At 59.1% G+C, this 12,747-nt stretch carries 12 protein-coding genes; 10 read left to right on the top strand and 2 right to left on the bottom strand.

What is annotated here, in order from left to right; translation table 11 throughout:
- The first annotated feature begins 124 nt into the window (after window positions 1-124).
- Together M2401_RS19460 and M2401_RS19455 are read left to right on the top strand one after the other, a co-directional pair.
- On the top strand, window positions 125-1,180 hold the full coding sequence (locus M2401_RS19460) for a tartrate dehydrogenase (protein ID WP_259105217.1): 1,056 nt from the start codon (window positions 125-127) through the stop codon (window positions 1,178-1,180).
- Window positions 1,181-1,266: 86 nt separating this feature from the next.
- The gene (locus M2401_RS19455; protein ID WP_259105216.1) at window positions 1,267-2,595 is read left to right on the top strand and encodes a dicarboxylate/amino acid:cation symporter; all 1,329 of its coding nucleotides are present in this window, start codon (window positions 1,267-1,269) and stop codon (window positions 2,593-2,595) included.
- A 30-nt stretch (window positions 2,596-2,625) separates the two neighbouring features.
- Here M2401_RS19455 and M2401_RS19450 read toward each other — a convergent pair whose 3' ends face one another.
- Entirely contained in the window at window positions 2,626-3,156 is a 531-nt protein-coding gene (locus tag M2401_RS19450; RefSeq protein ID WP_259105214.1) for a DUF4142 domain-containing protein, read from the bottom strand.
- Between the two features lie 237 nt (window positions 3,157-3,393).
- A complete protein-coding gene (locus M2401_RS19445) occupies window positions 3,394-3,660 on the bottom strand; it encodes a hypothetical protein (protein ID WP_259105212.1) in 267 nt (88 codons plus the stop codon).
- A 748-nt stretch (window positions 3,661-4,408) separates the two neighbouring features.
- Here M2401_RS19445 and M2401_RS19440 point away from each other — a divergent pair.
- From M2401_RS19440 to M2401_RS19405, 8 genes are all read left to right on the top strand, one after another.
- Entirely contained in the window at window positions 4,409-5,122 is a 714-nt protein-coding gene (locus M2401_RS19440; protein WP_259105210.1) for a GntR family transcriptional regulator, read from the top strand.
- Entirely contained in the window at window positions 5,119-6,030 is a 912-nt protein-coding gene (locus M2401_RS19435; RefSeq protein WP_259105208.1) for a dihydrodipicolinate synthase family protein, read from the top strand. Before M2401_RS19440 ends, M2401_RS19435 begins: the two co-directional genes overlap by 4 nt.
- Window positions 6,023-7,540 (top strand): aldehyde dehydrogenase, encoded by a 1,518-nt coding sequence (locus tag M2401_RS19430; protein ID WP_259105206.1) that lies wholly within the window; start codon window positions 6,023-6,025, stop codon window positions 7,538-7,540. Before M2401_RS19435 ends, M2401_RS19430 begins: the two co-directional genes overlap by 8 nt.
- The gene (locus tag M2401_RS19425; protein WP_259105204.1) at window positions 7,537-8,883 is read left to right on the top strand and encodes an FAD-binding oxidoreductase; all 1,347 of its coding nucleotides are present in this window, start codon (window positions 7,537-7,539) and stop codon (window positions 8,881-8,883) included. Before M2401_RS19430 ends, M2401_RS19425 begins: the two co-directional genes overlap by 4 nt.
- Window positions 8,884-8,986: 103 nt before the next feature.
- On the top strand, window positions 8,987-9,835 hold the full coding sequence (locus tag M2401_RS19420) for a glycine betaine ABC transporter substrate-binding protein (RefSeq protein ID WP_259105203.1): 849 nt from the start codon (window positions 8,987-8,989) through the stop codon (window positions 9,833-9,835).
- 95 nt (window positions 9,836-9,930) lie between these two features.
- Window positions 9,931-11,049, top strand: coding sequence for a glycine betaine/L-proline ABC transporter ATP-binding protein (locus M2401_RS19415; protein ID WP_259105201.1), 1,119 nt, complete (start codon window positions 9,931-9,933; stop codon window positions 11,047-11,049).
- Window positions 11,046-11,894: a proline/glycine betaine ABC transporter permease gene (locus M2401_RS19410; RefSeq protein ID WP_259105199.1), complete on the top strand. Its 849-nt coding sequence runs from the start codon at window positions 11,046-11,048 to the stop codon at window positions 11,892-11,894. The genes M2401_RS19415 and M2401_RS19410 overlap by 4 nt, the downstream gene beginning before the upstream one ends.
- Window positions 11,891-12,742: a proline/glycine betaine ABC transporter permease gene (locus M2401_RS19405; protein ID WP_259105197.1), complete on the top strand. Its 852-nt coding sequence runs from the start codon at window positions 11,891-11,893 to the stop codon at window positions 12,740-12,742. The genes M2401_RS19410 and M2401_RS19405 overlap by 4 nt, the downstream gene beginning before the upstream one ends.
- Window positions 12,743-12,747 lie beyond the last annotated feature (5 nt).

The following is a 12,747-nucleotide window of genomic DNA, read 5'->3' as shown; positions in this document are numbered from 1 at the left end:
TTATGGATGTAGTGATTTTGAATAACTCACTGCTTTGAAGTCACTACATATACTCCCCTCAACCCCTGCTTGAACAGTCCGGTTCGCCAGGTAAAACAAGAACGTTGAGAGAGTGGAAACCATCATGAATGCATACAGAATTGCTGCGGTTCCCGGTGACGGTATTGGCGTGGAAGTGATCGCCGCCGGTGTTGAGGTGTTGCAGGCACTGTCGAATAAATCCGGCTTTGCCCTGGACTTCAAACACTTCGACTGGAACTCCGACAATTACCTGAAAGACGGCTACTACATTCCCGAGGGCGGGCTGGCCGAGCTGAAAACCTTCGACGCGATTTTCTTCGGTGCGGTCGGTGCTCTGAATGTTCCCGACCATATCTCCCTGTGGGGCCTGCGCCTGCCGATCTGCCAGGGCTTCGACCAATACGCCAACGTTCGCCCGGCGCGGGTTTTGCCGGGGGTGAAAAGTCCACTGCACAACGGCCACCTTATCGACTGGGTGGTGGTGCGGGAAAACTCCGAGGGCGAGTACTCCGGCAACGGCGGTCGCGTCCACCGGGGCCTGCCGGAGGAGGTGGCTACCGAGGTGTCGGTATTTACACGGGCCGGGGTCGAGCGTATTCATCGTTTCGCCTTCGAACTGGCCCGCAGCCGGCCGCGCAAGCACCTGACCATGGTCACCAAATCCAACGCCCAGCGCCATGGAATGGTGCTGTGGGACGAGATTTTCTACGAGGTGGCCAAGGACTTCCCTGATGTGCACATCGACAAGGAACTGGTCGATGCCGTGACCACCCGCATGGTGCTCAAGCCGGCGACTCTGGACGTGATCGTCGCTACCAACCTGCACGCCGACATTCTCTCTGACCTGGCGGCAGCCCTGTCCGGCAGCCTGGGCATTGCGCCCACCGCCAACCTCAATCCGTCGCGGCAGTTTCCGTCGATGTTCGAACCCATCCATGGCTCGGCCTTCGACATCACCGGCAAAGGCGTGGCCAACCCCATCGCGACTTTCTGGACCGCGGCCATGATGCTCGAACATCTCGGCGAACCGGCAGCAGCCCGGCAACTGATGGCGGCCATCGAGGCGGTCACCGAAAGCGGTCTGCACACCCCGGACCTGGGCGGTACCGCCACCACCCGGCAGATCACCGATGCGGTGCTGGAGTTGATCAACCGCTGATTCAAAACAGTACTGCGGCATAGCGCCAAGGGGCAGTTCTGCACCCTTGGCATTTCCTGACAACAATAAAAAATCAGGGCCCTGTCATGAAAAGAATAGTTGGCAAACTCTACGTACAAGTTCTTATCGCCGTGATCCTCGGCGCCCTCGTCGGTGAGCTGTTCCCCGACACTGCCACGTCGCTCAAACCCTTGGGTGACGCCTTTATCAAGCTGATCAAAATGCTTCTGGCGCCGGTGATTTTCCTCACCGTGGTCTCGGGTATCGCGCGCATGGAAAGCATGAAGGAACTGGGTCGCGTCGGTTTTCGCGCGCTGCTGTATTTCGAAGTGGTCTCTACCCTGGCCCTGGTGTTGGGGCTGATAGTGGTGGACGTCTTCACGCCCGGCGCCGGTATGAACATCGATGCCGCGAGCCTGGACACCTCCAGCCTTGCCACCTATACAAGCGCGGCCAAGCACAGCTCTTTCATGGAGTTCGTGATGAACATCATCCCGGACACCATCGTTGACGCATTCGCCAAGGGCAACGTGTTGCAGATCCTGCTGTTCTCGATCTTGCTGGGCGTCGCGCTCGCTCAGGTCGGGCCACGGGGCAAGGTGTTCGTTGATGCCCTGGACAGCCTGATGCAAGGCATGTTTCGCATCGTCAATATGGTCATGCGCCTGGCACCCATCGGCGCCTTCGGCGCCATCGCCTTTACCATCGGCAAATACGGTTTCGGTTCGCTGTTTTCCCTTGGCAAGCTGATGGCCTGCGTCTACCTGACCTGTGCGCTGTTCGTGATCTTTGTGCTGGGGCCGATCTGTCGCTACAGCGGCTTCAGCCTGTGGAAGTTCCTGCGTTTTATCAAAGAGGAGTTGTTCACCGTGCTGGGCACCAGTTCCTCGGAATCGGTATTGCCGCAAATGATCTCGAAAATGGAGCGGGCAGGGGTGTCAAAGCCGGTGGCGGGGATGATCATTCCTTCGGGCCTGACCTTCAATCCGGACGGCCAGGCGATCTACTACACCATCGCCGCGATCTTCATTGCCCAGGCCACCAATACGCCGCTGACGTTGACCGATCAGTTGATCGTCCTGGCGGTGCTGATGTTCACCTCCAAAGGGTCGGCAGGGGTTACCGGCTCGGGCTTTATCATCCTCGCTGCAACCCTGGCGTCATTGGGCACCATTCCGGTGGCGGGCATGGTCCTGTTGCTTGGGGTAGATCGCTTCATGTCCGAAGCCCGGGCCATTACCAACACCATTGGCAATGGCGTCGGCACCCTGGCCATTGCCAAGTGGGTCGGTGCGCTGGATACCGAGAAGATGAACCGGGCTTTCAATGGCGAGCCGGAGCCTGAAATCAGTCAGGCCGCAGCGCCCGTTACTCTCGCCAAGCATGGGGCGATCAGCGGGACGGCGCGGGCCTGATCTGGGAAGGGGGCGTTGCGAGGACGCCCCTTATTCTTTCGCCGCATCCCCACCATGAGCCGCTGCCAGTTCCTTGGCTTTTGCCAGGTGCTCTTTGAGCTTGGGCAGGGTTTCTTTGGCGAAGGCTTGCAGTTGTGCGTCCTCGCTGCCCGCCGCTTCTTCCTCGAATAGCTTGACCGCCGCTTCATGGGCCTTGACCTGATTGTTGGCGTAGGCCTGGTCGAAGGATTTGGCGCTGCGCAGGTCAAGAATCATGGTCTTGATTTTAGCCATCACGGTCGGGTCTTCGGAGACCTCGAGTTTTTTGCTCTGGGCGATTTCCTTGAGCTTGTTATTGGCCAGGGTATGGTCCTCGACCATCATGCCGCCGAAGGCTTTGATATCGTCGGCGACGCCTTTTTCCTGGGCCAGTTGCCCGGCCTGGATCTCACCGACACCGGCGGCCGAGGCATCATCGATAAAGCTGCGCGGGCTCTCGGCGGCGAAGGCGCTGTGGCAGCCGAGAGTGAGGGCGAGCGCCAGGGCGCTGCTTTTGAAAACCTGAGGAAGAGAGTGAGCCATGGTTAACATTCCTTATTGTTGGGCTGGGAACAGCCGTAACGGACGGCATGGAAATGTCGACTGAGGGCGTTTGCGAGGGTTCAGTTTTTTTGGCTGGGTGGCAGGGCCGAGCCGTCAGATGCGTTGGAATGCGATTTTCTTTGTGGGAGCCGGCTTGCTGGCGATGGGGTCAGTTCATTCAATGACGATATCGCCTGCCAGATCTCAATCGCCAGCAAACCGGCTCCCACAGTCCGATTAACCCGCAGGTCTATCGGTCAACCGTACCTCCATCACCTCCAGCACGTCACAACCATCCTGCAATAGCAGGCTCGCCGCATGAGCGATGTGGGACAGGTCCTGTTCCTCGGGGTCGGGCTTGCGGGTGCCGTCGAGGCATTGCATCAGGTTCTTAACGGCCAGCAGACGCTCGTAGGCGACGCTGTGCAGGTCGCTTAACGGGGCATCGGGGTTGATGAAAAGGACGGTATTGCAGGTGGTGCTTAACGGTATATAGCGAGTCATGCATGTAACTCCAGATTTGATGAAGCTGCCGCTGTCTCGTCGCCAAACGAAGCAGGGTGGCAGCTGTACGCGGGTTGGCGAACCGGTTACATGCACCCGGCAGACCCGAAGGTCTCCCACGCACAGCCGCCATAGATGTGGCCTGCACAAAAGGCAGACAACGTAGCCATGGAGCTGTTGCGGATACATGAACTCGGATCGCCAAATCCGATCGCTGGTATGCAGCGACGGGGCGAATCATAGGGGGGAGGGAGATTCGGTGCAACCGTTCGACGGCAGCGGCCTGAATGGAAATGCGGTTTTTCAGGCGCTGCCATGGCGCCTCTGACAACGCGCTTTCGCCCAGTAAACACCCGATCGTAGGACCGGCTTTAGCCGGGAGAGCGTCGTCAGACTCGCACGGTCTTCCCGGCTAAAGCCGGTCCCACACTATGTCTCCCCAAAAACCATGTCGCGAACACACACCACCCTGTCGGCCAGAAACAACCATCCCCTGATCGCCCCGCACCGGTCATCGCCGCATCTATTCAAAAAACGACAGGCCACATTCCTGTAAGCGACCACGTTACTTTTCCACTGAAAGCTAACTCCATGAAAAAAAAGGAAAAATAAAAATACTCTCGGTGTTTTTTAAGTATTTTCAATGTATACATAAGAAATACATTCTATTGACCGCCATATAGACCCATGCGAATCTGCATCCATCGGCCAGCCACAAAGCGTGGCTAACAACTTCCGGAGGTCGTTTGTGAAAAACGGCAAAAGCACTCTTTACGAAGACTTGAAGCGCCAGATCCTGACCATGGAACTGGACCCTGACGAAGCACTGGACGAGGTCATTCTCAGCGAACGCTACGGTCTGTCCCGCACCCCTGTTCGCGAAGTGTTCCGGCGTCTGGCGGGGGAGGGTTATCTGGATATTCGCGAGAACCGCGGTGCCCGGGTCATCCCCATGAATCATTCGACCCTGCGCAACTTCTTCCTGGTTGCGCCAATGATCTATGCCGCGATCGGTCGCCTGGCGGTGCAGAACTTCAAGCAGCGCCAACTGATCGAGTTAAAGGAAACCCAGTACCGCTTTCGCAAGGCCACGATCGATCGTGACGCCCTGGCCATGGCGGTGGAGAACACCCGCTTTCACGCAATCATGGGCGAAATGGCCGGCAACCAGTATCTGCAGCCGAGCCTGGAACGCCTGCTGATCGACCACGCCCGGATCGGCTACACGTTTTTCCGGCCGAACAACGAGCAGATGGAAGAGCGCCTCGATCAATCGGCCGGGCATCACGACTTGTTCATTGAGGCCATTGAGCGGCGCGATGAAAGTTCAGTAGTAGATCTTGTGTTTGAACATTGGGAACTGTCCCGGGAAGACATGGAAATGTATATCGCCCCGCAAGGCCTTAAAACCGATGCACGTGTCGATATTCCCGGTCATTCATCTTCGGAGAAATCGTCTTGAGATTTGAAGGTATTTACACGCCTGCGGTAACGCCTCATACCCCCGATGGGGAAATAGACTGGAGCGTCTTCAGCGAAGTGCTGGAGTCTCTGGTCGAGGCGAAAGTGCATGGCATTATCATCGGTGGTTCCACCGGTGAATATTATGCGCAGACCGCCGAAGAGCGCCTGAAACTGGCCGCCCGGGCCAAGGACGTGATTGGCTCGCGCACCCAGCTGATTATCGGCACCGGTGCCATTCGCACCGAAGATGCCGTGCTGTTCGCCGAAGATGCCAAGCGAATCAAGGCCGATGCCATTCTGGTCACTACGCCGCCGTACGCGCTGCCGACCGATCAGGAAAACGCCATTCACGCCCTGACCATCGATCGCGCTGCCAATATGCCGATCATGCTTTACAACTATCCGGGCCGCATGTGCGTGCAGATGAACGAGGACTATCTGGCGCGTGTCGGCAAGTCGAAGAACGTTGTCGCCATCAAGGAAAGTTCCGGTGAGATGGGCCGCGTGCACCTGCTGGCCCGCGAGTTCCCGCACATCGCGCTGTCCTGCGGCTGGGACGATCAAGCCCTGGAGTTCTTTGCCTGGGGCGCGCGCAGCTGGGTCTGTGCCGGTTCCAACTTCCTGCCCAAGGAACATATCGCGCTGTATGAAGCCTGCGTGGTCGAGAAGAACTTCGACAAGGGGCGCCAGATCATGTCGGCCATGATGCCGCTGATGAATGCCCTGGACGGCGGCAAGTTCGTGCAATGCATCAAGTTTGGCTGCGAATTGAACGGCCTGAAAGTCGGTGATGTGCGTGCCCCGTTGCGTCCGTTGAACGCGGATGACAAGCGCAGCCTTCAGACCGTCATCACCAACGTGAAGCGCACCGTCGCCCACATCACTTCGGGAGCCAGCCATGCGTGATCTGCTTACTGCGGCCGAATATGCCGCCATCGCCCAGTCGATGTCGTACCCCTCCAATGCCTTTATCAACGGTTCGTTCAAACCGGCGCTGTCGGGCAATACTTTTGCCACGATCAACCCGGCGACCGGTGAGTTCCTCACCGATGTTGCGGCCTGTGCCAGCGAAGACGTCGACTATGCCGTGGGCAAAGCCAAGGAGGCCTTCGACGATGGCCGCTGGCGACTGCTGGCACCGGGCGAGCGCAAGGCCGTGCTGCTCAAGTTCGCCAAATTGCTGGAAAACAATCGCCATGAACTGGCCGTGCTGGAAAGCCTGGACAGCGGCAAACCGGTGCGTGAGTGCCAGATGGTCGATGTACCGGACACCATTCATACCCTGCGTTGGCATGCCGAAATCATCGACAAGCTGTATGACCACACCGCCCCGGTTGGCAATGACGCCCTGACCATGGTCGTGCGTGAGCCTATCGGTGTGGTCGGTTGCGTACTGCCGTGGAACTTCCCGCTGCTGATGCTGGCCTGGAAAATCGGCCCGGCCCTGGCGTCCGGGTGCTCGGTGATCGTCAAGCCTGCCGAGCAGACCAGCCTGACCACCCTGCGTGTCGCTGAACTGGCCTTCGAAGCCGGTGTGCCAGCGGGCGTGCTGAATATCGTTACGGGCACCGGCAAGGAAGTGGGCGAGCCCATCGGTCTGCACAAAGACGTCGACATGATCAGCTTCACCGGTTCGACCGCGACCGGCCGCCGCTTCCTGCATTACTCGGCGGATTCGAACCTCAAGCGCGTGGTGCTGGAGTGTGGCGGCAAGAACCCGGCCGTGGTCATGGACGATGCCGAAGACCTGGATCTGGTTGCCGAGCACATCGTCAATGGCGCGTTCTGGAACATGGGCGAGAACTGCTCGGCCACCTCGCGTCTGTTGGTGCACGAGTCGGTCAAGGCCGAGTTGCTCGAGCGCATGGGTGCCTATATCCGCGAATGGAAAATGGGTGACCCCCTCGACCCGCAGAACCGTGTCGGCGCTCTGGTCAGCAGCGATCACTTCGAGAAAGTGAAGTCCTACCTCGAATACGCCATTGCCGGGAAACTGGACGTGGTCTACGGCGGCGATACCCAGGACGGCGCTTTCGTACAACCCACCGTGATCGATGGCGTGGACCGTGACAGCCGTCTGTTCCAGGAAGAAATCTTCGGACCGGTGCTGTCGGTCACGACCTTCACCTCGATTTCCGAAGCCATCGCCCTGGCCAACGATACCGCTTACGGTCTGGCGGCTTCGGTCTACACCGGCAGTCTGCGCAAGGCGATCAAGCTGGCTCGCGAGATTCGCGCCGGGATCGTCACCGTCAACTGCTTCGGCGAAGGCGATGCCTCGACGCCGTTCGGTGGCTACAAGGAGTCGGGCTTCGGTGGTCGCGACAAGTCGGTGTTCGCTCACGACCAGTACACCGAAATCAAAACCATCTGGATCGATGTGTCTGATCGGTCGGTTGATGAGACCGTAAAATGAGCACCCACACCATCAAGCGTCTGCCGGTAGACACCGGGGTTTCAGGCTGGGAGGCGACTTCCACGCGCACGGCTCCCATCCAAATGCTTGATGGGGCCGTGACGGCAGACTGGCTGATTATCGGCGCCGGTTTCGCCGGCCTGTCCGCTGCGCGCCGGTTGGCTCAACTGCGGCCCGGCGAGCGCATCGTGGTCGTCGATGCCCACGAAGTTGCCAAGGGCCCGGCGGGGCGCAACTCCGGCTTCATGATCGACGTGCCCCACAGCCTGTCGTCGGGTGAATACTCGGTGGCGGGGGAGTCGGCCACGGCACTGGAAATTGCCCAGAACCGCTTCGCCATCGGCTTTGCCGGGCAGGCTGCGCTGGAGTACGGCATGTCCGCCGGGACCTTCGACCCGTCGGGCAAGATCAACGCAGCGGCAACCGATCGCGGCGACAAGCTGAACATCAACTACGCCGCTTCGCTCAAGCGTATCGGTGAGCGTTTCGAGTTGTTCGATGCTGCGCAGATGCGCGAGATCACCGGCTCGAACTACTACCACGGCGGGCTATACACCCCCGGCGCGGTGATGATTCAGCCGGCGCAATATATCCGCGACCTGGCCGCTGGCCTGGGCGACAAGATCAGTCTGTTTGAGCGCTCGCCGATCATTGAGCTGTCCAGGGTCGGCAATGACTGGCGCGCGGTGTCCCATCGCGGATCGGTGATGGCGCCAAAGGTGATCCTGGCAGTCAACGGCCATATCGAAGACTTTGGTCATTTCGGCGGGCGCCTGCTGCATGTCTTCACCTATGCGTCCATGACTGCGGCTTACAGTCATCAGCAGTTCGGGCGCCCGGTGAGCGGCCAGCCGAACTGGGCCTTGCTGCCCGCTGACCCGATGGGCGCCACGGTACGCAAGATTACCCATGAAGGGCTGTCGCGGATCGTCATTCGTACCCGTTTCACTTACGACCCGAGCATTCAGGTCTCGCCCAGGCGCGTAGCTGAAATCGCCGAGGAGCAGCGCCATTCGCTGGATTTGCGTTTCCCCGAGCTGAAATCGACGCCGCTGGAATTCAGCTGGGCAGGGCGCCTGTGCCTGAGTCGCAACAGTGCTCCGGCATTCGGTGAGATAGAAGACAATCTGTACTCGGCCTGCTGTGAAAACGGCCTGGGTACAGTCAAGAGCACCTTGGCGGGCGTGATGGCCGCCGAGTTGGCAACGGGGACTCAGTCGCCGTTTCTCGATGAGTTCAACCGCGCACCAGGGCCCAGCAAACTTCCACCCAAAATAATTACCCAGCTGGGTGTCAGTTCCGTCATCCGCTGGCAAGAGTTGCGAGCGGGACGCGAGGGCTGATTAATGAGTTGCACAACTGCTTATAAAACCAAGGGCTTTTATTAACGAATCGCCTACATCCAGTTGTAATCACGTAACTGTATTAACTAACCAGGGGAATGCCATGAAGAATATGTGGAAGACACTCTGCGCCGTCGCGGTGGCGGGCATGATGAGCGTATCGGTTCAGGCGGAAGAAAAAACCATCACCATGGGCACCATGAACTGGGAAGATTTGACGCCTATTACCGGTATTACCAAAAAGGTTCTTGAGGACTCTGGTTATACCGTAAAAGTTGTCGAGTTCTCCGAGTGGGGCATTGCCTATGCCGCGTTGACCAAAGGTGACGTACAGGTGCTGGCGTCGCAGACCGATTACGCTGCCTCGGATTACTGGAACAAGAACAAGAACAAGATCGAGAAGTTGTCGCCGGTCTCATTCGGTTTGTACCAGGGTCTGGCCGTTCCCAGTTATGTCGATATCGACTCCATTGACCAGCTGAACGCCAACTCGGAAAAACTCGGCGGCAAGATCATCGGCATCGAGCCGGGTTCGGGCCTGATGAGCGATGCGACCAATGTGGTCAAGGCTTACGACCTGAAACTCAAGCTGGTCGAAGGCAGTACCACCGCCATGACCGCCGCCTTGAAGTCGGCTGTGGATCGCAAGGAGTGGGTCGCGGTAACGGTCTGGGATCCGTCGTGGATGACCAAGAAATATGACCTGAAATTCCTCAAGGACCCAAAAGGCATCTTCCCGCCGCTGCAAGGCTACTACTGGATCGGTCATAAAGGCTTTGCCCAGGAAAACCCTCGTGCCCGTGAGTTGATGGCCAGTGTTTATGTACCGATTGGCGATATTACTGCGATGAACGCCGAAGTCAAAGATGGCAAGACCATGGATCAGGCAGTCAAGGCCTGGACTGACAGTCACGCTGATTTGCTCAAGCGTTGGGAAAACGTCAAGAACTAAGCACTCACTTAGAAAAGCAACTTGCTTGTGCGCCACTGCTGCCGCCCTTTGATCAATTAGAGAAACCAGAAGTTACTGGTTCGACGGGTTACGAAATGACAACGGCAAAAATTGACACTAACGAAGTGCTGGTAGATTGCCAGTCGGTCTGGAAAATCTTTGGTGAAAGTGCACCTGCGGCGATGAAGGCTGTCGTCGAGAAGGGCCTGACCAAGACCCAGATACTGCAAGACTACAGCTGCGTAGTCGGGGTCTCTGACGTCAGTCTCCAGGTTCGCCGGGGAGAAATCTTCTGCATCATGGGGTTGTCAGGCAGTGGCAAATCCACCCTGATCAGGTTGCTCAACAAGCTGATCACACCCAGCGCCGGCAAGGTCCTGGTCAAAGGCAAGGACCTTTCCTCCCTGAGCCCCGCGCAGTTGCGCGAGGTCCGGGCCAAACATATCGGCATGGTCTTCCAGAGCGTTGCCTTGCTGCCCAATCGCACCGTGTTGGAGAACACTGCGTTTGGTCTGGAAGTGCAGGGCGTCGGCAAGGCCGAGCGCTACAAAGTGGCGGAGCACGCATTGGCCAAGGTCGGTCTCACCGACTGGGCCTCGCGTTATCCAAACGAACTGTCCGGCGGCATGCAGCAACGGGTCGGCCTGGCCCGAGCCATTACTGCGGATCCTGAAGTCATCCTGATGGATGAACCCTTCAGCGCCCTGGACCCCTTGATCCGTCGGCAACTGCAGGATGAATTCCGCCAGTTGACCAAGGAACTGGGCAAGTCGGCAGTGTTCATTACCCACGACCTCGACGAAGCGATTCGTATCGGTGATCGCATTGCGATCATGAAAGACGGCGTGATCATTCAAGTCGGTACAGCTGAAGACATCGTGCTCAACCCGGCCGACGATTATGTCGCCGAGTTCGTGGCAGGGATTTCCCGGCTGCACCTGGTCAAGGCCCATTCGGTGATGACGCCAGTGGAGCCGTTCAAGGCAGCCAACCCTGGGTGCGATGTCTCGCGCCTGCTCAAGACCACGCCGGGCGCCGATATCAACGAGCTGATCGGCCTGACCATGCAGTCCGAACGCGACGCCCTGGCAGTGGTTGATAACGGCGCGGTGGTCGGCATCATCACCCTGCGTGACCTGTTGCGCGGCGTGCAGGGGATTCCCAACGAGTTCGCGGCGACGTCGACGGCGGCGGTGCTGGAGGCGTCGGCATGAGCACGCCTGACTTCTCCAGCCAGTTCGATGGGGTGGTCGATGCGAGCCTTGAGTGGCTGGGCGACCATGGCGAATTCTTCTTCGATTTTGTCAACGCACTGCTGGCGGGCGGCTACAAGGGCATCCTCTGGTGCATCGCCTATCCGCCGTTCTACGTCATCGCTGCGCTGATCGCCCTGATCGGCTGGCGCATGGTCGGTCTGCGCTTTGCCATTCTGTCCGGTCTGGCCTTGCTGTTCTGCGCCTTGATCGGCCTGTGGATCGAGACTGTCAGTACCCTGGCTCTGGTCCTGACGGCCACGGTTATGGCGCTGACAGTGGCGATTCCCCTGGGCGTGCTGGCCGGGCTGGCGCCGCGTTTTGACCGTGTGGTCGATCCGTGCCTGGATCTGGTGCAGACCATGCCGCCCTACATTTACCTGTTGCCAGCGATTGCCTTGCTCGGCTACGGCCCGGCGACGGCGCTGCTGGCGACCTTCATTGTCGCGCTGCCACCGGCCCTGCGCCTGACTTCCCTGGGCATCCGTATGACACCCAAGGAGTTCATCGAGCTGGGCGAGGCCAGTGGTGTGACCGGCTGGCAGATGTTCTACAAAATCCGCCTGCCGTTTGCCCTGCCGAGCATCATGGCCGGGGTCAACCAGAGCCTGATGATGGCCTTCGGCATGGTGGTGATCGCCGGGATCGTCGGTTCCGGCGGCCTGGGCGAGTCCATCTACGGCGCAGTGCGCACCCTGGATATTGCCAAGTCGATCAATGCGGCCATGGCCATCGTGATCCTGACCATGATTCTCGACCGTCTGGCGCAAAGCGCTGCGCAATCGCGTAAAGGAGCAAGCCAATGACTGTGGCCGATATCCGTTTCTCGCCGGGCGAGTTCCTGGCTCCGGCGGTGGACTGGCTCAATGCCAATCTGCATGATTTTTTCCTGATCATCAGTCACATCATCGAGGCGGTACTGGGTTTTGCCGAGAGCCTGCTGCTGGCGCCGCACCCGTACGTGTTGATGGCGATTATCTTCGCCGCAGCCTGGCTGCTGGCGAACAAGCGCGTGGCGGTGTTTGCCGTGCTGATGTTGGCATTCTGCCTGTTCTCCGGGCTGTGGGTGGCGTCGATGCAGACCATTGCTTTGGTCTGTGTCTCGGTGCTGATCTCGGTGACCATCGCCTTCCCTTTGGGCGTGCTGGCGGCCCGGGTCAAACGGGTCGACGAGGCGTTCCTGCCGATCCTCAACATCATGCAGACCGTGCCGCCGTGGGTGTATTTGATCCCTGCGGTGATCCTGTTCAGCCTGGGCCGGGTGCCAGCCATCATCGCCACTATTGTCTATGGCATCCCGCCGATGCTGCGCCTGACCACTTTGGCGTTCAAACAGCTGCCCAAGGACCTGCTGGAACTGGGCCAGGCCAGCGGTGCTTCGCCACGGGACATCCTGTTCAAGATCGAACTGCCGACAGCCGCGCCGACCCTGCTGGTGGGTTTGAACCAGTGCATCCTCATGTCCCTGGCCATGGTGGTGCTGGCCGGCCTGGTCGGCGCTGGCGGCCTCGGCGCGGAGGTCACACGGGGCCTGTCGCGCATGGAAATGGGCCTGGGGCTGCGTGCGGGCCTGGCCATTGTCGCCATCGCCCTGTTGCTGGACCGCTTGTCCCGGGGCGCGTTGCAGCGTCACTCCCCACGCAAACTCGCTTGAGAGAC

The organism is Pseudomonas sp. JUb42, assembly GCF_024807945.1.
GTDB lineage: Bacteria > Pseudomonadota > Gammaproteobacteria > Pseudomonadales > Pseudomonadaceae > Aquipseudomonas.
Note: the sequence above shows the minus strand (reverse complement) of the source record. Positions and strands in the feature narration are given on the sequence as shown.

Excerpts from the sequence above, each read along its gene's own strand:
- M2401_RS19460 (WP_259105217.1), top strand. The coding sequence starts at position 125 with ATGAATGCATACAGAATTGCTGCGGTTCCCGGTGACGGTATTGGCGTG.
- M2401_RS19455 (WP_259105216.1), top strand. The coding sequence starts at position 1,267 with ATGAAAAGAATAGTTGGCAAACTCTACGTACAAGTTCTTATCGCCGTG.
- M2401_RS19450 (WP_259105214.1), bottom strand. The coding sequence starts at position 3,156 with ATGGCTCACTCTCTTCCTCAGGTTTTCAAAAGCAGCGCCCTGGCGCTC.
- M2401_RS19445 (WP_259105212.1), bottom strand. The coding sequence starts at position 3,660 with ATGACTCGCTATATACCGTTAAGCACCACCTGCAATACCGTCCTTTTC.
- M2401_RS19430 (WP_259105206.1), top strand. The coding sequence starts at position 6,023 with ATGCGTGATCTGCTTACTGCGGCCGAATATGCCGCCATCGCCCAGTCG.
- M2401_RS19425 (WP_259105204.1), top strand. The coding sequence starts at position 7,537 with ATGAGCACCCACACCATCAAGCGTCTGCCGGTAGACACCGGGGTTTCA.
- M2401_RS19420 (WP_259105203.1), top strand. The coding sequence starts at position 8,987 with ATGAAGAATATGTGGAAGACACTCTGCGCCGTCGCGGTGGCGGGCATG.
- M2401_RS19415 (WP_259105201.1), top strand. The coding sequence starts at position 9,931 with ATGACAACGGCAAAAATTGACACTAACGAAGTGCTGGTAGATTGCCAG.
- M2401_RS19410 (WP_259105199.1), top strand. The coding sequence starts at position 11,046 with ATGAGCACGCCTGACTTCTCCAGCCAGTTCGATGGGGTGGTCGATGCG.
- M2401_RS19405 (WP_259105197.1), top strand. The coding sequence starts at position 11,891 with ATGACTGTGGCCGATATCCGTTTCTCGCCGGGCGAGTTCCTGGCTCCG.